Annotated in this window: 16 protein-coding genes and 1 pseudogene; 11 read left to right on the top strand and 6 right to left on the bottom strand. The window is 70.6% G+C overall.

Annotation, left to right across the window (positions count from 1 at the left end):
• Positions 1-83: 83 nt before the first annotated feature.
• Positions 84-773 carry a lysophospholipid acyltransferase family protein gene (locus tag ACVNF4_RS03435; RefSeq protein WP_461801139.1) on the bottom strand — a complete coding sequence of 230 codons (690 nt, stop codon included), beginning with the start codon at positions 771-773 and terminating at the stop codon, positions 84-86.
• Positions 774-977: 204 nt separating this feature from the next.
• On the opposite strand from ACVNF4_RS03435, the gene ACVNF4_RS03430 reads away from it, so the two are divergent.
• A complete protein-coding gene (locus ACVNF4_RS03430; protein WP_461801138.1) occupies positions 978-2,141 on the top strand; it encodes a glycerophosphodiester phosphodiesterase in 1,164 nt (387 codons plus the stop codon).
• A gap of 124 nt (positions 2,142-2,265) precedes the next feature.
• The gene (locus ACVNF4_RS03425; protein WP_461801166.1) at positions 2,266-2,763 is read left to right on the top strand and encodes a GNAT family N-acetyltransferase; all 498 of its coding nucleotides are present in this window, start codon (positions 2,266-2,268) and stop codon (positions 2,761-2,763) included.
• A 9-nt stretch (positions 2,764-2,772) separates the two neighbouring features.
• Here the strand turns inward: ACVNF4_RS03425 and ACVNF4_RS03420 are convergent, their stop codons facing one another.
• Positions 2,773-3,201 carry a hypothetical protein gene (locus tag ACVNF4_RS03420; RefSeq protein WP_461801137.1) on the bottom strand — a complete coding sequence of 143 codons (429 nt, stop codon included), beginning with the start codon at positions 3,199-3,201 and terminating at the stop codon, positions 2,773-2,775.
• Positions 3,182-3,541, bottom strand: coding sequence for a hypothetical protein (locus ACVNF4_RS03415; RefSeq protein ID WP_461801136.1), 360 nt, complete (start codon positions 3,539-3,541; stop codon positions 3,182-3,184). The genes ACVNF4_RS03420 and ACVNF4_RS03415 overlap by 20 nt, the downstream gene beginning before the upstream one ends.
• Before the next feature lie 371 nt (positions 3,542-3,912).
• Between ACVNF4_RS03415 and ACVNF4_RS03410 the strand changes: the two genes are divergently transcribed.
• The 6 genes from ACVNF4_RS03410 (at position 3,913) to cbiE (ending at position 9,416) form a co-directional block, all read left to right on the top strand.
• Positions 3,913-4,947 carry a methionine ABC transporter ATP-binding protein gene (locus tag ACVNF4_RS03410; RefSeq protein ID WP_461801135.1) on the top strand — a complete coding sequence of 345 codons (1,035 nt, stop codon included), beginning with the start codon at positions 3,913-3,915 and terminating at the stop codon, positions 4,945-4,947.
• Positions 4,944-5,654, top strand: coding sequence for a methionine ABC transporter permease (locus ACVNF4_RS03405; protein ID WP_461801134.1), 711 nt, complete (start codon positions 4,944-4,946; stop codon positions 5,652-5,654). Before ACVNF4_RS03410 ends, ACVNF4_RS03405 begins: the two co-directional genes overlap by 4 nt.
• A gap of 67 nt (positions 5,655-5,721) precedes the next feature.
• A complete protein-coding gene (locus ACVNF4_RS03400; RefSeq protein WP_461801133.1) occupies positions 5,722-6,558 on the top strand; it encodes a MetQ/NlpA family ABC transporter substrate-binding protein in 837 nt (278 codons plus the stop codon).
• 25 nt (positions 6,559-6,583) lie between these two features.
• On the top strand, positions 6,584-7,402 hold the full coding sequence (locus ACVNF4_RS03395) for a MetQ/NlpA family ABC transporter substrate-binding protein (protein WP_461801132.1): 819 nt from the start codon (positions 6,584-6,586) through the stop codon (positions 7,400-7,402).
• A 92-nt stretch (positions 7,403-7,494) separates the two neighbouring features.
• Complete coding sequence (locus ACVNF4_RS03390) at positions 7,495-8,133, top strand: GNAT family N-acetyltransferase (RefSeq protein ID WP_461801131.1); 639 nt, start codon at positions 7,495-7,497, stop codon at positions 8,131-8,133.
• 83 nt (positions 8,134-8,216) lie between these two features.
• Positions 8,217-9,416 (top strand): precorrin-6y C5,15-methyltransferase (decarboxylating) subunit CbiE, encoded by a 1,200-nt coding sequence (cbiE, locus tag ACVNF4_RS03385; protein WP_461801130.1) that lies wholly within the window; start codon positions 8,217-8,219, stop codon positions 9,414-9,416.
• Between the two features lie 321 nt (positions 9,417-9,737).
• Here cbiE and ACVNF4_RS03380 read toward each other — a convergent pair whose 3' ends face one another.
• Positions 9,738-10,262 (bottom strand): hypothetical protein, encoded by a 525-nt coding sequence (locus tag ACVNF4_RS03380; protein ID WP_461801129.1) that lies wholly within the window; start codon positions 10,260-10,262, stop codon positions 9,738-9,740.
• Between the two features lie 171 nt (positions 10,263-10,433).
• The gene (locus ACVNF4_RS03375) at positions 10,434-12,566 is read right to left on the bottom strand and encodes a hypothetical protein (RefSeq protein ID WP_461801128.1); all 2,133 of its coding nucleotides are present in this window, start codon (positions 12,564-12,566) and stop codon (positions 10,434-10,436) included.
• Between ACVNF4_RS03375 and cobT the strand changes: the two genes are divergently transcribed.
• The 3 genes from cobT (at position 12,555) to ACVNF4_RS03360 (ending at position 17,776) form a co-directional block, all read left to right on the top strand.
• Entirely contained in the window at positions 12,555-15,224 is a 2,670-nt protein-coding gene (gene cobT / locus ACVNF4_RS03370; RefSeq protein WP_461801127.1) for a nicotinate-nucleotide--dimethylbenzimidazole phosphoribosyltransferase, read from the top strand. The genes ACVNF4_RS03375 and cobT overlap by 12 nt on opposite strands.
• A gap of 432 nt (positions 15,225-15,656) precedes the next feature.
• Positions 15,657-16,892, top strand: a complete 1,236-nt coding sequence (gene cobA, locus ACVNF4_RS03365) for a uroporphyrinogen-III C-methyltransferase (protein WP_461801126.1) — start codon at positions 15,657-15,659, stop codon at positions 16,890-16,892.
• 65 nt (positions 16,893-16,957) lie between these two features.
• Entirely contained in the window at positions 16,958-17,776 is an 819-nt protein-coding gene (locus ACVNF4_RS03360; RefSeq protein ID WP_461801125.1) for a TrmH family RNA methyltransferase, read from the top strand.
• Between the two features lie 450 nt (positions 17,777-18,226).
• On the opposite strand, the pseudogene ACVNF4_RS03355 reads toward ACVNF4_RS03360, so the two are convergent.
• A pseudogene (locus ACVNF4_RS03355) lies at positions 18,227-18,493 on the bottom strand (serine/threonine protein kinase); the annotation flags it as partial.

Raw genomic sequence — 18,493 nt, 5'->3', positions numbered from 1 at the left:
AGGGGCGCGGGGAACTGCGCGAACAACCACAACGCGCCTGTTCCCCGCCCCCCAACAGAACCCCCTACGGCGATTAGGCTCCCTTACGCGGCCTTCGCCTTGGTCGCGTAAATGTCCACATACTCCTGCCCGGACAACCGCATCACCTCAGCCATCACGGAATCGGTCACCGCCCGCAGCACATACCGATCCCGGTCCATCCCCTCGTACCGCGAGAACTCCATCGCCTCCCCGAACCGGACCGTCACCTTCCCCGGCCGAGGAATCCCCGCACCGCCCGGCTGCAACTTGTCCGTCCCGATCATCGCGAACGGCACGACAGGCGCCCCGGTCATCAGCGTCAGCCGGGCGATCCCGGTCCGCCCCCGGTACAGCCGCCCGTCGGGCGACCGCGTCCCCTCGGGGTAGATCCCGAACACCTTGCCCTCTTCCAGCACCCGCCGCCCGGTCATGAGCGCGGCGACACCCCCACGCCCCCCGTCCCGGTCGACCGGGATCATGCCGGACCCGGTGAAGAACCACGCCATGATCCGCCCCTTGAGCGACGTCCCGGTGACGTACTCGTCCTTCCCGATGAAGAACACCTGCCGGTGACAGACCACCGGCATGATCAGCGAGTCGATGAACGTGAGGTGGTTCCCCGCGAGGATGACGGGCCCGTCGCCCGGGATGTTCTCGATCCCCTCCACCTGCGGACGGAACCACAGGCGCATGACCGGTCCGAGGGTTGCCTTGAGGAACGAGAAGCGGGACAACGGGCCCTCCGGTGTCAAGGGATTGTGTATAAGTCCGTGCAGCTAGGCACGTTACTCTCGGCTACCCGGGTGACGCACATCGGGACACCGAGGTCTTACGCAGAGTTGACACGGGTTTACCTGCGGGTCGGCTGTGAAACCTGTTCGTGTTCTCCCGCTGGTCATGTTCACGCCCCTACGATCACCCCGCACGTACGAGCCGACGACGAATGGGGAGAGTCCATGGCGACGCAGGACGAGGGCACGCGGGGCACGGGACGGCGCGCACTGCTGGGTGCGGCGATGCTGGGCGCGACGGGGGCGGTCGTGGGCGCCTCCGGCACCGCGAGCGCGGCGGGCCGTACGTACGGACACGGCGGTGGCCTCAAGAGCCTGCCGGTCCCGACGATCATCGGTCACCGGGGTGCCAGCGGCTACCGCCCGGAGCACACCTTCGGCTCCTACCAGCTCGCCCTCGACATGGGCGCCGACATCGTCGAGGCGGGCGACCTCGTCCCCACCAAGGACGGTCACGTCGTCTGCCGCCACGAGCCGGAGATCGGCGGGACGACGGACGTCGCCTCGCACGCCGAGTTCAAGGACCGCAAGCGCACGAAAGTCCTGGACGGCGTCTCCGTCACCGGCTGGTTCACCGAGGACTTCACGCTCGCGGAGCTGAAGCGGCTGCGCGCGGTCGAGCGCATCCCGGCCAACCGCCCGCACAACACGCTGTACGACGGCCGCTGGGAGATCCCCACCTTCGAGGAGGTCCTCAAGTGGCAGGACGAGCAGACGCGCCGGCGCGGCAAGCAGGTGTGGATCTATCCCGAGACCAAGCACCCCACCTACTTCCGGGGGCAGGGTCTCGGCCTTGAGGAGCGGGTCGCCAAGCTGCTGCGCAAGTACGGCAAGGACAAGGCGAACTCGCCGGTCATCCTCCAGTCCTTCGAGCCGACCAGCATCCAGCGCCTGAACAAGCTCGTCGCCAACCCCCTCGTCGTCCTCCTCGACGCGGCCGGCACCCGCCCCTGGGACTTCGTCGAGTCCGGCGACCCCCGCACGGTCGACGACCTGATCACCCCGAAGGGCCTCAAGGAGATCGCCGGGTATGCGCAGGGCATCGGCCCGACGCTCAACCTGATCATCCCGAGGGACGCGGACGGCAGGCTCACCCAGCCGACGACGCTGGTGCGCGACGCCCACAAGGCGGGCCTGATCCTGCACCCCTACACGATGCGCAACGAGAACCCCTTCCTGCCGGCCGAGTACCGCAAGGGCACGGACGCGGACGGGTACGGGGACGCCTTCGGCGCGTTCCGCACGTACTTCGCGACCGGCATCGACGGGGTCTTCACCGACAACGCCGACACCGGTGTGCTGGCCCGCGAGGAGTTCCGCAACTCCTGACGTAAACCTGTCGACGTCAGGTATGTCACAGGGACCACTGGGTGTCCGGGAGGTTGCGGCCCGGGGAGCGCGGGGATAGGAGTGGAGAACCACCGACGATCAGATGAGCGGGAGGCGTGCGCACATGGGCATGAGCGTGACCATCTCGGGTGCCACCGAGCAGGATGCCGAGCAGATCTTCAGGCTTCAGTACCTGTGTTTCCAGAGTGAGGCCGCCCTGTACGGCAACTATCGGATCGACCCGCTCGTCCAGTCCCTGGACTCCGTCCGCGAGGAGCTGACCACCGACTGTGTCTTCGTCGCCCGCCTCGGCGAAGAGGTGGTCGGCTCCGTCCGGGGCCACATCACCGACGACGGCGCCGCCTCCATCGGCAAACTCTGCGTCCACCCCCGCCTCCAGGGCCACGGCATCGGAGCGAGGCTCTTGCGAGCGGCGGAAGCGGCCCTGGCGGAGGAACGGGGCGCGAAGAGGTTCCGCCTCCACACGGGCCACCGCAGCGAGGGCAACCTGAGGCTGTACAAAAAGGTGGGCTACGAGACGGTGGGCACGTCGGAGGGAGCGGACGGCGTCCCGATGATCGTGCTGGAGAAACCGGCGGGGGAATACGTCAAAACGGCGTGAGGGTGAACCTCAGCCACTGCTCTGATCAGGCGCTTTCCGCAGCCAGCGCAAGGCCGACAACGGCAGCAGCACCGGGATGAACACGTACTCCATCCCGTAGTCCGACCACACGGTCGCATCCGGAAACGCGGACGGCTCCACCAGCGTCCACGTCCCGACGACCAGCACACCCGCGAGTTCGGCGGCGCAGCACACCTGCGCCGCCTTGCGCGAGGCCTCCCCGCCCCGCACCAGCGAGTACGTGATGAACCCGTACACCACTCCGGCGACGGCGGACAGCGAGTACGCCAGCGGCGCCCGGTCGAACTCGGTGGCGATCTGATAGGTGGCCCGGGACACGGCCCCGACGACCATCACCCCGTAGAACCAGACGAGCAGCATCCCCGGTCCACTGATGAGCCGCCGCCCGCGCAGCGATTCAGCTTCCCCAGATGTCATAGAGCCGCACCTCCAGCACCGCCAGCACGACGCCACTCGCCGCGACCGTCACCGACCCCCACCGCGTCCGCTCGGCCAGCGACATGAACGCCGCCGTCGGCACGCACGCGAAGGCCCCCAGCAGATACGCGACGAAGATCGTCGTCCCCTGCTCCGGCTTCTCACCCCGCGCGAGCTGGACGACCCCGACGACGAGCTGGACGACCGCCAGCACCGCCACCACGGCCATCCCGATGAAGTGCCAGTCCTTGGTCGGCTGGTCACGGTACGCCGCCCAGCCGCACCACGCGGCGAGCAGCAGCGCGGCGACGGACGTCACCACGGTCAGGGCAACAAGCATGCGCCGACCCTATTACGCCGGTATCGGCCCCCCGAGCCCGGGCTCGCTCAGGAAGTGTCCACGTCTGTCCAGCATACGGACAAAGGGCTCCCGGTCGGCACCATACGTCTGCTTTACTGATCGCATGACCACGACGAGCAGCCGCACCCTTGCGACCGAGGCGACCATGACGCCCGGTGCTCGCTGTCTGTGTCGAATGCGCGCCTTCTAGAGGGCCCCCACTCCACCCCCCTGCGCTCGCGCCCCTGAAGCGAGCCGCGCCGCCGCGTCCCACCCCGTACGGAATCAGCCCTACGGGACCGCGCGCGCCCGCCCCCCTCCCGTACCGGGGCACACCCACGCCCCGTACTCGACAGCGACGGAACCCCCCAGTGATCACCACAACGGGCCTGAGCAAGGTCTACCGCACCCGAGGCCGCGAGGTCCTCGCCCTCGACGGCGTCGATCTGCACGTCCGCGAGGGCGAGGTGTACGGCGTCATCGGCCAGTCCGGCGCCGGAAAGTCCTCGCTGATCCGCTGCGTCAACCTCCTGGAGCGCCCTACCGCCGGGACGGTGACCGTCGACGGCCAGGACCTCACCGCCCTCGCGGGACGCGGCCCCCGCGCGGGCAGGGAACTGCGCCGGGCCCGCAGCCGCATCGGCATGGTCTTCCAGCACTTCAACCTGCTCTCCTCCCGGACCGTCCAGGACAACGTCGAACTCCCCCTGGAAATCCTCGGGATCAACGGCAAGGCCCGTTCCGCGAAGGCCCTCGAACTCCTCGACCTGGTCGGCCTCGCCGACAAGGCCAAGGCGTACCCCGCCCAGCTCTCCGGCGGTCAGAAACAGCGCGTCGGCATCGCCCGCGCCCTCGCCGGCGACCCCAAGGTCCTCCTGTCCGACGAGGCGACCAGCGCCCTCGACCCGGAGACCACCCGCTCGATCCTCCAGCTCCTGCGCGACCTGAATCGCCAACTCGGCCTGACGGTCCTGCTCATCACGCACGAGATGGACGTCGTGAAGTCGATCTGCGACTCCGCCGCACTGATGGAGAACGGCCGGATCGTCGAGTCCGGCACGGTCAGCGAGCTCCTCGCCACCCCGGGCTCCGAACTCGCCGCCGCGCTCTTCCCGGTGAGCGGCGAGCGGACCGGCGCCGAGCGGACCGTCGTCGACGTCACCTTCCACGGCGAGGCCGCCACCCAGCCGGTCGTCTCGCAGCTCTCGCGGACCTACAACATCGACATCTCGATCCTGGGCGCGGCCATCGACACCGTCGGCGGCCTCCAGGTCGGCCGGATGCGCATCGAACTGCCCGGCCGGTACGAGGACAACGTGGTGCCCATCGGGTTCCTGCGTGAACAAGGGCTTCAGATCGACGTAGTGGGCCAGGAGCCCGTGCTGGTGAAGGACGGTGCCCAGTGACCTGGTCCGAGATGCAGCCCCTGCTGTCCCAGGCGTGTTGGGACACGCTGTACATGGTCGGCTGGTCCACCCTCATCGCCGTCGTCGGCGGTCTCCCGCTCGGCCTCCTCCTCGTCCTCACGGACCGGGGCGGACTGCTCCAGAACGTCGTCGCGAACAAGGTCATCGGCCAGATCGTGAACGTCGCCCGCTCGATGCCGTTCATCATCCTGATGGTCGCGCTGATGAACTTCACCCGCACCATCACGGGGACGACCATCGGCCGCGAGGCCGCGATCGTGCCGCTCGCGATCGGCGCCATCCCGTTCTTCGCCCGCCTCGTCGAGACGGCTGTCCGCGAGGTGGACGGCGGGCTCGTGGAGGCCGTCCAGTCGATGGGCGGCAACACCTGGACGATCGTCCGCAAGGTCCTCGTCCCCGAGTCGCTGCCCTCGCTCATCGCGTCGACGACGACCACGGTCGTCGCCCTCATCGGGTACTCGGCGATGGCCGGGACGGTCGGTGCGGGCGGGCTCGGTGACATCGCCATCCGCTACGGCTATCAGCGGTTCGAGACCGAGCTGATGTGGATCACCGTCCTCATCCTGGCCGTCGTCATCTCCGTCATCCAGTTCGCCGGCGACTACGCGGCCCGCTCGCTGCACCGCCGGGGCGGACGCTCGGGCCCGGCGCCGAAGCTGCGGCTGCTGAAGACCAAGACCGCCTGACGACACCCTCAAATCTCCCGCAACCACCCTTCGCGGGATCGTCACACCCTCAGGAAAGGCACTTTTCGTGCGTAACACCGCCAAACTCACCACCGCCGTCCTCGCCGCCGGAGCGCTCACCTTCGCGCTCAGCGCCTGCGGTGCGGACAAGGACAACGCCTCCTCGTCCAAGGACTACAGCGGCCCGCTCGTCGTCGCCGCGAGCCCCGTCCCGCACGCCGAGATCCTCAACTTCGTCAAGGACAACCTGGCGAAGAAGGCCGGACTCGACCTGGAGGTCAAGGAGTTCCAGGACTACATCGTCCCGAACACCGCGACCGAGGACGGCTCGGTGGGTGCCAACTACTTCCAGAACCAGCCGTACCTCGACGACTTCAACAAGAAGCGCGGCACGCACATCGTGCCCGTCGTCACGGTCCACCTGGAGCCGCTCGGCCTCTACTCCAAGAAGGTCAAGAAGGCCGACGAGTTGAAGAGCGGCGCGACGATCGCCATCCCCAACGACGCGGTGAACGAGGCGCGTTCCCTGAAGCTGCTCGCCGCGAACGGGCTCATCACCCTCAAGGACGGCGCCGGCAGCGAGGCGACCCCGCAGGACATCACCAAGAACCCCAAGGACCTCAAGTTCAAGGAGGTCGAGGCGGCCCAGACCGCGCGCTCCCTGGACGACGTCGACGCGGCCGTCGTCAACGGCAACTACGCCATCGCGGCCGGCCTCAAGCCCGCCAAGGACGCGGTCGTCCTGGAGTCCGCCAAGGGCAGCCCGTACGGCAACTTCCTCGCCGTGAAGGAGGGCAACGAGAAGGACCCGCGTGTCGTCAAGCTCGCCAAGCTCCTCACCTCGCCCGAGGTCAAGAAGTTCATCGAGGACAAGTACCAGGGCTCCGTCATCCCGTCCTTCTGAGCCGCGGACGCGGGGGAGAACAACCATGCTGCGCAAGACAGTTGTGACGGTGACGGCACTGGCCCTCGGCCTCACCGCGTGCGGCTCCGGCGGTGACGGCGCCAAGAAGGACGACGACACCCTCGTCGTCGGCGCCACCGCCGTACCCGCCGGGGAAGTCCTCGCCTACATCAAGGACAACCTCGCCGCGAAAGCCGGACTCAAGCTGGAGATCAAGGAGTTCACGGACTACGTCCTGCCGAACACCGCGCTCCAGGAAGGCACGCTGGACGCCAACCTGTACCAGAACAAGCCGTTCCTCGACGAGTTCAACAAGTCCAAGGGCACCGACCTCGTCCCCGTCGTCAACGCCTACCTGCCGCCCATGGGCGTCTACTCCAAGAAGATCAAGGACCTCGCGAAGCTCGCCGACGGAGCCACCGTCGCCGTCCCCAACGAGACCACCAACGAGGGCCGCGCCCTCAAACTCCTCGCCGCGGCAGGGCTCATCACCCTCAAGGCGGGAGCGGGCACGACGGCGTCCCCGGCGGACATCACCGCCAACCCGAGGAAACTCGTCGTCAAGGAGCTGGAGCCGGCCCAACTGCCCCGCTCCCTCGACGACGTGACCGTCGCCGTCATCAACAACAACTACGCCCAGGACGCGGGCCTCAAGCCGGCCGAGGACGCCATCTACCTGGAGTCCGCGAAGAACAACCCCTATGCCAACCTCCTCGCCGTCAAACGCGGCAACGAGAAGGACCCACGCGTACGGAAACTCGCCGAGCTGCTGACCTCGCCCGAAGTGCACCGGTTCCTCAAGGACAAGTACCAGGGCTCGGTCCTGCCGGTGACCTCCGGCTGACCCTGTGGTGTGCCGCCCGGCCCGCATACTGCATGCTGGGCAGTTCAGCGGAGAGCCCGCAAGGCTCTCTACGAAGGTTACGGAGCGGCGCAATGACGAGCACCTTCCCCACCATCTCCATCAGCACGGAGCGGTTGGTGCTGCGCCCCCTCGACGAGGACGACGTCCCGGCGCTGACCGAGATGGCAGGCGACGAACAGGTCATCGCCTGGACGTCCGTCCCGTACCCCTTCACCGAGACCGACGCCCGGCGCTGGATCACCGAGTACGCCCCCGCCGAACGCGCCGCCGGACGCGGACTCGACCTCGCCGTCACCGAGTTCCTCACCCAGCGCATCGTCGGCGTGCTCCAGCTGACCAAGACCAACTGGCACGTCCGCTCCACCGAGATGTCCTACATCATCGCCCCCTGGGCCCGAGGCGAGGGCTACGCCTCCGAAGCCGCCCTCGCCACCGCCCAGTGGCTCTTCACCGCCCAGGGCATGGAACGCATCGAACTCCGCACGGCGGCCGACAACTCGGCCTCCCAGCAGGTGACCCAGCGGATCGGCTGCATCAGCGAAGGCGTCCTGCGCGGCGCCTCCATAGTCAGAGTCCGCGCCGAGGACGGCACCTGGACCGAGGCCCGCACCGACCACATCATCTGGAGCCTCCTCCCCGAGGATCTCGACGGCACGGCCGACTCCCTCGCGGAAAGCGGCGGGTACGCGCCGTACGCGGACTGGAACTGACAGCCGCCGCACACCGCGCACGGCCCGACCAGGTACCCTCACGGAACCCGCTGCCTGCGTGAATCCCCGGGAGACTGACGACGATGGCCGACCGCGTCACGGTGATCGGCTGGGACGGCTCGCCCCTGAACGCGACGGCGCGCTCCGCCCTCTCCGCCGCCACCCTCGTCGCCGGTGCCCCCCACCACCTCGCGCTCCCCGAGGTGCCACCCGGCGCCGAACGCATCCTCCTCGGCAGCGTCGCCCTCGCCGCCCCCCGGATCGCCGGCCACCACCGGGGCACGGCCGTCGTCCTCGCCGACGGCGACCCCGGCTTCTTCGGCGTCGTACGGACCCTGCGCGCACCCGAGTTCGGCCTGGAGGTCGAGGTCGTCCCCGGCGTCTCCTCGGTCGCCGCCGCCTTCGCCCGCGCGGGCATGCCGTGGGACGACGCACAGGTGGTCGTCGCCCACCGCCGCACCCTGCGCCGCGCGGTGAACGTCTGCCGCGCCCACACCAAGGTCGCCGTCCTCACCTCACCGGGCGCGGGCCCCGCCGAACTCGGCCTCCTCCTGGAAGGCGTGCACCGCACGTTCGTCGTCTGCGAGGAACTCGGCACCGAACGCGAGCGGGTGAGCGTCCTGTCGTCCGACAAGGCCGCCGACCGCGACTGGCGCGACCCCAACGTCGTCATCGCCATCGGCGGCCCGGTCACGACGCGCGGCCAGGGGGAGTGGCTCCTGGGCCGCGACCCCGCCACCGGCCCCCGCGGACACGCGTACGCCGACGGCCGAGGCGAGGGCGAGTCCCAGCTCCTGAGGACGGCCCAACTCGCCCGCCTGGGACCGCGCGTGGGCGACCTCGTGTGGGACATCGGCTGCGGCACCGGCGCCTTCGCGACGGAGGCCGCCCGCACCGGCGCCGCCGTCCTCGCCGTCGACCGGGACATCGACGCCTGCGCCCGCACCGACGCGACCGCCCGGCACCTCGGCGTCCAGCTCCAGATCGTCCGGGGCTCGGCGCCCCACGTCCTGGAGAACCTCCCCGAACCCGACGTCGTCCGCGTCGGCGGAGGCGGCCCCGCCGTCGTCTCCGCCGTCGCCGACCGGCGCCCCGAACGCATCGTCACCCACGCCCTCACCCGCGACGCCGCCGAACGCGTCGGCCGCGACCTGACCGAGCACGGGTACCACGTCGAGTGCTCCCTCCTCCAGTCCGTCCAACTCGACACCAAGGCCTGGACGGAGCGCCGGCGCAGCGTCGCGTTCCTGCTCAGCGGGGTGCTTCCGGATCGCGGGCAGTGATCCTGTTGTCGTACCGCGCGCGGTAGGCTGGCCGATCGTCGTACCGCTTTCCGGCACCCGGCAGTTCATCAGCCAATGTCCGGAAAGCGCGTCCGCTTTGGACACGTGCGGTACGACACGAACCGGAGGGCCGCGCAACGTGGCGCAGTCCACAGCGGGGGGTCGCGGGGCAACCTGTCGCGACACGACCATGACCGGGACAATGCCACTGAATGGCTTTGTCGCTTTTTCGGGCGGGTCGTTCGTGCCGCTGGGCGCGCAGGCTCGTTCTCCATGCGGGGCGGTCGGTGCGCCGTTCCGGATGAGCTGGTCGTAGGAGCACTAACCGATGGGCGAGGGGTACGCATGACCGACACCGGCCAGATCCCGGGCGAGGGGCTGCCGGAGAACGCAGGCACGGTGAGCCGGCCGGGCGTTCCCACACCCACCACCTACGACTACCTCTCGGAAACCCCCGCCGAGGACGAGGACCTCCTCCTGCCCGGCGCCCAGAGCGCCTGGGGCAACGAAGTCGCCCCACCCGCACCGGAACCGGTCGTGGAGACCGTCCACGCGGGGGCCCCCGAGAGCTGGGCGTACGGCCCGGACACGCAGGTCGATGTACGAGGAACGGGTGTTCAGGCAGTGGGTGGCGAGCAGGTGAGCGGTGTTGACGGGGCTGGTGTCGAGGTCGGCGTTGACGCGGCCGGTGTCGGGGCTGTGGGTGTCGACGCGGTCGGTGTCGGGGCTGTGGGTGTCGGCGCGGTCGGTGTCGGGGCTGTGGGTGTCGGCGCGGCCGGCGCTGAGTCTCTCGGTGCCGAAGCGGTCGGCGGGCACGAGCCCGGACCGCAGGAGCCCGGATCGCACGAGTCCGGCGGGCGGGACACCGGTTCCGTCGATCTCGGTGACGTGCGGAGGCCGGCGATGAGCCGTCCCCGCAGGACCGCTCCCACCACCCCCATCCCGCCGATCACCCCCCGCCGTCCCCTGCACCTCGGCCCGCCCATCCCCGACGCCTCCGCCAGCCCCGTACGCTCCCTAGCGGACCGCGGCCCGGCCGACGCGCCCCGCCTCACGCCGACCGGCCCCGAGCACCCCGACACCCACCCGCAGACGTCCCCGCAGGGGGCGACCCCGTGGGGGGCGGCACCCCAGCCGGTGGCTTCGGCCCAGGTTGTGACCGAGGGCGGGGGAGCGGAGCTTGCTCAGGCTGAGGGGGTTGCTTCGGCTGGGGGAGTCGCGGAGGGGCAGGCTGAGGTGTCGGTCCAGCCTGAGGTGTTGGTCGAGTCCGGAGTGGTGGGGCAGGCTGAGGCGGTGAGCCGGCCTGAGGTGGCGGGGCAGGCGGAGATGCCGGTTGAGTCTGATGCGGCGGGTCAGACTTCGGTGCCGGTTCAGGTTGAGGTAGCGGGTCAGTCTGAGGTGCTGGTTCAGGCTGAGGCGGTGGGTCAGCCGGAGGCAGTCGATCAGTCTGGGGCGCGGGTTCAGTCCGAGGTGGCTGGTCAGTCCGAGGTTCTGGTCGAGGCCGGGGCGGCGGGTGGGGCCGAGGTGCTGGTTCAGGGTGAGGCGGTGGGTCAGTCTGAGGCAGCCGATCAGCCTGAGGTGCCGGTTCAGTCTGAGGCAGTCGATCAGTCTGGGGCGCGGGTTCAGTCCGAGGTGGCTGGTCAGTCCGAGGTTCTGGTCGAGGCCGGGGCGGCGGGTGGGGCCGAGGTGCTGGTTCAGGGTGAGGCGGTGGGTCAGTCTGAGGCAGCCGATCAGCCTGAGGTGCCGGTTCAGTCTGAGGCAGTCGATCAGTCTGGGGCGCGGGTTCAGTCCGAGGTGGCTGGTCAGTCCGAGGTTCTGGTCGAGGCCGGGGCGGCGGGTGGGGCCGAGGTCCTGGTTCAGTCTGAGGCAGTGGGTCAGTCTGAGGCGGCCGGTCAGTCTGAGGCGCCGGTTCAGGGTGCGGCGGCTGGTCAGCCCGAGGTGTTGGTCGAGGCCGAGGTGTTGGTCGAGCCCGGAGTGGTGGGTCAGGCTGAGGCAGTGGGTCAGCCTGAGGTGCCGGTTCAGTCCGAGGTGGCTGGTCAGTCCGAGGTGCTGGTAGAGGCCGAGGCGGCGGGTGGGCCCGAGGTGCCGGTTCAGCCTGAGGTGCCGGTTCAGTCCGAGGCAGCCGATCAGCCTGAGGCGCCTGTCCAGCCTGAAGCAGAGGCTCAGCCCCAAGCAGAGGTCCAGTCTGAGGTGCCGGTTCAGTCCGGGGCGGCCGGTCAGCCCGAGGTACCGGCTCAGCCTGAAACGCCGGTCGGGCCCGAGGCGGCGGGGCAGCCTGGGGCGGCCGATCAGTCCGAGGCGGCAGGTCAGCCTGAGGTGCCGGTTCAGTCCGAGGCGGCCGATCAGCCTGAGGCGCCGGTTCAATCTGAGGCGACCGGTCAGCCCGAGACGCCGGTCGGGCCCGAAGCAGGGGTCCAGCCCGAGATGCTGGGGCAGTCCGAGGCGTTGGTCCTGCCCGAGGCGCTGGTTCAGCCTGAGGCGGCCGGTCAGCCTGAAACGCCGGTCGGGCCCGAAGCAGCGGGGCAGTCTGAGGTGCCGGTCCAGTCCGAGGCGGCCGGTCAGCCTGAAACGCCGGTTGAACCTGAAGCAGGGGGCCAGCCCGAGACGCCGGGGCAGTCCGAGGTGCCGGTCCAGTCCGAGATGCCGGGGCAGTCTGAGGCGTCGGTCCTGCCCGAGGCGGCCGGTCAGCCTGAAACGCCGGTTGAACCTGAAGCAGGGGGTCAGCCCGAGACGCCGGGGCAGTCCGAGGCGCCGGTCCAGTCCGACAGCCCGGCGCACGCCGAGGGCGCGGCTCAGGATGAGGTCGTCGGCGCTGGCCAACCAGACGCTCCGGCGGGGGGTGAGGTTCCGGTCCAGTCCGAGGAGTCGGTGCAACCTGGGACGGCCGAGGCGGCTGCGGACCCGGTAGTCGGGCAGCCTGAGACGCCGGACGAGGTGGAAGCCGCCGCCGAACAGACCGAGGTCTCCGCTCCGGAGACGCCGGGTGCGGTCGAGGCGCCTGCCGCTGGGCACACCGAAGTGCCGGTCCAGCCCGAGGCGCCGGCCGAGGCGGAAGCATCCGTCGCCGAGCAGCCTGAAGCGGCCGTTCAGACGGAAGAGCCGGGAGAGGCCGAGGTCTCTACCGCCGGGCAGCCTGACGTGCCGGTTCAACCGGAGGCGTCGGCCTCCGAGCAGACCGAGCCCGGTACACCGGACGAGTCCGAGGCCAGCGCGCCGATCCAGCCTGAGACGCCGGTCGAGCCCGAGGCCAGTGCCCCGCCCCAGCCCGAGACGCAGGCCGAGCCCGAGGCGAGCGCCCCGGTCCAGCCCGAGGCGTCGGCCGAACCCCAGGCCCCCATCGCCGGACAGCCCGCCGAGCAGGCCCAGCCGGAGACGTCCCCCCAGCCCGAGGCCCCCGCTGCGGAGCAAGCCGAAGACACGGCCGCCCCCGAACAGCCCGAGGCACAGCTCGCCACCCCGGCCGATCCCGAACCCCTGCCCCAGACGGAGACCCCCGCCCCCGAACAGACCCCGGCACGCCCCGGCAGGCGCGCTCGGGCCCGCGCAGCGGCGAAGACCGGGGCCCAGACCGAGACTCCGGCCCCCCAGCCTCAAGCCGCGGCCCATGAAGCCCTGGCCCACCTTGAAGTCCCGGCCCAAGCCGAGGCGCCCGCCCAAGCCGAGGCGCTCACCCAGGCAGAGCCCCCGACCCAAACGGACACCCCGCCCCTCCAGCCCTCCCCGGCCCACCCCGAAGCCCCGACCCCCGTCGACCCCCCCGCCCAGCAGTCCGCCCCCACCGAGCCCGCCCCCGAATCGGCGCTTCCCGAAGCCACGGTCGTCCCCACGCCCCCAGCGGAACCCCGGACCCCGATGGACGACCCGGCCCCCACCCCTGCGGAAACGGTTGTCCCCACCCCCCTCACCCCCGAACCCCCCCACCCCGTGGGCGAGTTCGTGGCCGTGGAGGGACACGTCCCGACGCCCGCCCACCTCGCCCCGACCCCCCCGGTGACACTCCCGGCGCAGCGCGAGGACGACGAGCAGGACGGCACCGTCCAGAGCGCGGACGACCTGGCGACGACGGAGGAGAGCGGCCCGGCGGCCCCCGGCTACGACGACGCGGAACGCGAGGCCGTCCTGAAGGTCATGCGTGAACGCCGGGACATCCGCAACGGCTTCCGCGGCGACCCCATCCCGCACGAGGTGCTCCTGCGCGTCCTGGAGGCCGCACACACCGCGCCGTCCGTGGGCCACTCGCAGCCCTGGGACTTCGTCGTCATCAGGTCGCAGGAGACCCGCCAGTCGATGCACGACCTGGCGATGCGCCAGCGCGACGCGTACGCGCAGTCGCTGCCGAAGGGCCGCGCCAAGCAGTTCAAGGAACTGAAGATCGAGGCGATCCTCGAAACCCCGGTGAACATCGTCGTCACCGCCGACCCCACGCGCGGCGGCCGGCACACCCTCGGCCGCCACACCCAGCCGCAGATGGCCCCGTACTCCTCCGCCCTCGCGGTCGAGAACCTGTGGCTCGCGGCCCGCGCGGAGGGCCTCGGCGTCGGCTGGGTCAGCTTCTTCGACGAGCGCGAGATGGTCCGCGCCCTCGGCCTGCCCGAACACCTGGAGGTCGTCGCCTACCTCTGCGTCGGCTACGTCGACGAGTTCCCGCCCGAGCCGGAACTCCTCCAGGCCGGCTGGGCCAAGCGCCGCCCCCTGTCGTGGGTCGTCCACGAGGAGACGTACGGCCGCCGCGCCCTCCCCGGCGAGGACCCGCACGACCTCCTCGCCGAGACCGTTGCCAGTATCCGCCCGCTGGACGCGAAGGCGCTCGGCGAGGCGTGGGAGCGGCAGAAGCGGATGACGAAGCCGGCGGGCGCACTCGGCATGCTGGAGATCATCTCCGCCCAGCTCTCCGGCCTGTCCCGGCAGTGTCCGCCCCCCATCCCGGAGCCCGCGGCCGTCGCGATCTTCGCGGGCGACCACGGCGTCCACGCGCAGGGTGTCACCCCCTGGCCCCAGGAGGTGACCGCCCAGATGGTCGCGAACTTCCTCGGCGGCGGCGCGGTCTGCAACGCGTTCGCCAACCAGGTCGGCGCCGAGGTCTGCGTCATCGACGTCGGTGTCGCCACCGACCTCCCCGCGACCCCCGGCCTCCTGCCCCGCAAGGTCCGCGCCGGCACCTCCGACATGACCACCGGCCCCGCGATGACCCGCGAGGAGGCCAAACAGGCCATCGAGGTCGGCATCGAAACCGCCCGCGACCTGGTCGCCGCCGGCAACAAGGCCCTCCTGACGGGCGAGATGGGCATCGCGAACACCACGGCGTCCGCCGCCCTGATCTCGGCGTTCACCGGCGCCGACCCCGCGGAGGTCACCGGCCGGGGCACCGGCATCAACGACGAGACCCTGGCCCGCAAAACGGACGTGGTCCGCAGGGCCCTGGACTTCCACCAGCCGGACCCGGCAGACCCCATCGGCGTCCTCGCAGCCCTCGGCGGCTTCGAACACGCGGCAATGGTCGGCCTCTTGCTCGGCGGCGCCTCCCTCCGCACCCCCGTCATCCTCGACGGCGTAAGCGCAGGCGCAGCAGCCTTGGTCGCCCGAGCCATCGCCCCCGAAGTCCTCGCCGCCTGCATCGCCGGCCACCGCAGCGCAGAACCGGGCCACGTAGCAGCCCTCAACAAACTGGGCCTCCGCCCCTTGGTCGACCTCGACCTGAGGCTCGGCGAGGGCACCGGCGCCCTCCTGGCCCTCCCACTGGTCCAGAGCACGGCAAGGGCGATGCACGAGGTGGCGACGTTCGACTCGGCGGGAGTGACGGAGAAGTAGGGGGGAACGGCGAGAGGGGCCTGTAAAAACGCAGGCCCTCTTTCCTTACCCAAGAGGCGCGGGGACGTGCCTGATGTACGGCTACCGCCGCGCGGGCGCGACCAGCCACAACGAATCCGCACCAGTAGTCCTTCAGAGGCGCGGGGCGGTATCGAACATGCGGCTGCCGCCGCGTGGTCGCGACCAGCCACAACGGTGCCGCACCTGAAGTCTTTCAGGGGCGCGGGGCGGTATCGAACATGCGGCTGCCGCCGCGTGGTCGCGACCAGCCACAGCGCCGCCGCACCTGAAGTCTTTTAGGGGCGCGGGGAACTGCGCGACCAGCCACATCCGGCCCGCACTCGCCCACCCACCGAACCCCTTATCCCCGATTCCCACCCACCCCGTAAAATCCGCACGTCAAAGCCCCACCACCCACCCAGGAGCCCACCCATGGCCGCCGAACACCCCCCGTACCCCGTGGGCCTCCGCCTCACCGGCCGCCGAGTGGTCGTCCTCGGCGGCGGCCAGGTGGCCCAACGCCGCCTCCCGGCCCTGATCGCGGCGGGCGCCGACATCACCCTGATCTCCCCGGAAGCCACCCCCTCGGTGGAGGCGATGGCGACGACAGGCGAACTCACCTGGGAGAAGCGCCGATACGAACCCGGCGACCTCAGCACCGCCTGGTACGCCCTGATCGCCACGGACGACGACGACACCAACACCCGAGCCTCCGCGGAAGCGGAAACGCACCGCGTCTGGTGCGTCCGCTCCGACGACGCCGACCAGGCCACCGCCTGGACCCCGGCCACCGGCACCAGCGAGGGCGTCACCATCGCCGTCCTCACGACGGACGCGAAGAACAGGGACCCCCGCCACACGGCCCGCGTCAGGGACGCGGTCCTCGCAGGTCTCGGGGACGGCACCCTCGTCGCCCCCCACCACCGCACCCGCACCCCCGGCGTCGCCCTGGTCGGCGGCGGCCCCGGCGACCCCGACCTCATCACGGTCCGAGGCCGCCGCCTCCTCGCCGAGGCGGACGTCGTCATCGCCGACCACCTCGGCCCCAGGGACCTCCTCGCGGAACTCCCCCCGCACGTCGAGGTGATCGACGCGGCCAAGCTCCCGTACGGCCGCTACATGGCCCAGGAGGCCATCAACAACGCGCTGATCGAACACGCGAGGGCGGGCAGGTCGGTCGTCCGGCTCAAGGGCGGCGACCCCTTCGTGTACGGCCGAGGCATGGAGGAGGTGCAGGCGCTCGCCGCGGCCGGCATCCCCTGCACGGTCGTCCCCGGCATCTCCAGCTCCATCTCGGTCCCCGGCGCGGCGGGCATCCCGGTCACGCACCGGGGCGTCGCCCAGGAGTTCACGGTCGTCAGCGGCCACGTCGCCCCGGACGACGAGCGCTCCACCGTCGACTGGTCGGCCCTCGCGAAGCTGAACGGCACCCTCGTCGTCCTCATGGGCGTCGACAAGATCGGCCGGATCGCCGAGACGCTGATCGCCCACGGCAAGTCCCCCGACACCCCGGTCGCTCTCGTCCAGGAGGGCACGACGGCCGCACAGCGCAGGGTCGACGCGACGCTCGCGACGGTCGGTGAGACCGCCCGTACGCAGGACGTCCGTCCCCCCGCCGTGATCGTCATCGGCGAGGTCGTCGCCGTCGGCCCCCGCACCGTGGCGTAACCCCCGGTAACACAACTCGTTCCGAGCCGTTGGCACCGCACCCAGGACAAGGCAGTATCACTTCTGTGGCCGATCTCATCACCGTCGAAGACCCCGACGACCCCCGCCTGCGCGACTACACCGGCCTGACCGACGTGGAACTCCGCCGCAGACGCGAGCCCGCCGAGGGCCTCTTCATCGCCGAGGGCGAGAAGGTCATCCGCCGGGCCAAGGAGGCGGGCTACGAGATGCGCTCGATGCTCCTGTCCGCCAAGTGGATCGACGTCATGCGCGACGTCATCGACGAACTCCCCGCCCCCGTCTACGCGGTGACCCCCGACCTCGCCGAACGCGTGACGGGCTACCACGTCCACAGAGGCGCCCTGGCGTCGATGCAACGCAAGCCCCTCCCGACAGCCGAGGACCTCCTCCACACGGCCCGCCGCGTAGTGGTCATGGAGTCGGTCAACGACCACACCAACATCGGCGCCATCTTCCGCTCGGCGGCAGCCCTAGGCATGGACGCGGTCCTCCTGTCCCCCGACTGCGCGGACCCCCTCTACCGCCGCAGCGTCAAGGTCTCCATGGGCGCCGTCTTCTCCGTCCCCTACGCCCGCCTGGACTCCTGGCCCAGAGACCTCGACGCGGTACGAGAAGCCGGCTTCACCCTCCTGGCCCTGACCCCGGACGAAAAAGCAAAGCCCCTCGACGAGGCAGCCCCCCACAAATTGGACCGCGTAGCCCTGATGCTCGGCGCGGAAGGCGACGGCCTCTCCACCCAGGCCCTGATGGCAGCGGACGACTGGGTCCGCATCCCGATGTCCCACGGAGTGGACTCCCTCAACGTAGGCGCAGCAGCAGCGGTGGCCTTCTACGCAGTGGCAACGGGCCGCCCGGAAGCGTGACAAGGATTCCAGCCACCCACAACGGCACCGCACCCGAAGCCTGGTAGCGGAAGATGGCGCCGATGTCGGTGCGGTCGTTGACCGACTCCATGACTACTACTTGACGAGCCGTATGGAGGCGAGGGGTTGTATCGGTCTGCGGCGACCGCTGCGCGGGTGCGACCAGCCACAACGAATCCGCGCCCGAGGTCTTTTAGGGGCGCGGGGCTGTGTCGGATGTGCGGCGACCGCCGCGAGGCGCGACTACCCGCAAGGGTGCCGCACCGGTAGCCCTTAGGGCGAGGGGTTGTATCGGTCTGCGGCGACTGCCGCGTGGGTGCGACCAGCCACAACGAATCCGCGCCCGAGGTCTTTTAGGGGCGCGGGGCTGTATTGATGTGCGGCGACCGCCGCGCGGGCGCGACCAGCCACAACGGACCCGCACTCGCCCAGCCCCCTTCAGCCCCCACCTCACTCCCGCCCCTGCTCCTGCCACAAAACCCTCTCCCCGCCGCCCCGCAACCCCCGAGCCGGCCCCTGACAGGCCTGCACGAGCCCGATCCCCAGTGCCACCAGCAACGTCACCACCACGAACACGAACAACCGCTGCCGCAGCAACCGGGGATTGGCGGGCCGACGCCCGGTCCCCGTCGGCCGAGGCCGAGTAGCCGGCCGCCCGGCACCGGCACCCGCACCAGCCCCGGTCACACCCCGCTGCACAGGCCGCCCACCGGTCCG

This window comes from Streptomyces sp. S6, assembly GCF_054880855.1.
This window is presented reverse-complemented; position numbering and strand designations above follow the sequence as displayed.

Coding starts and splice junctions, on each gene's coding strand:
- ACVNF4_RS03425 (WP_461801166.1), top strand. CDS start 2,266: ATGGGCATGAGCGTGACCATCTCGGGTGCCACCGAGCAGGATGCCGAG.
- cbiE (WP_461801130.1), top strand. CDS start 8,217: ATGGCCGACCGCGTCACGGTGATCGGCTGGGACGGCTCGCCCCTGAAC.
- cobA (WP_461801126.1), top strand. CDS start 15,657: ATGGCCGCCGAACACCCCCCGTACCCCGTGGGCCTCCGCCTCACCGGC.
- ACVNF4_RS03415 (WP_461801136.1), bottom strand. CDS start 3,541: ATGCTTGTTGCCCTGACCGTGGTGACGTCCGTCGCCGCGCTGCTGCTC.
- ACVNF4_RS03390 (WP_461801131.1), top strand. CDS start 7,495: ATGACGAGCACCTTCCCCACCATCTCCATCAGCACGGAGCGGTTGGTG.
- ACVNF4_RS03420 (WP_461801137.1), bottom strand. CDS start 3,201: ATGACATCTGGGGAAGCTGAATCGCTGCGCGGGCGGCGGCTCATCAGT.
- ACVNF4_RS03430 (WP_461801138.1), top strand. CDS start 978: ATGGCGACGCAGGACGAGGGCACGCGGGGCACGGGACGGCGCGCACTG.
- ACVNF4_RS03395 (WP_461801132.1), top strand. CDS start 6,584: ATGCTGCGCAAGACAGTTGTGACGGTGACGGCACTGGCCCTCGGCCTC.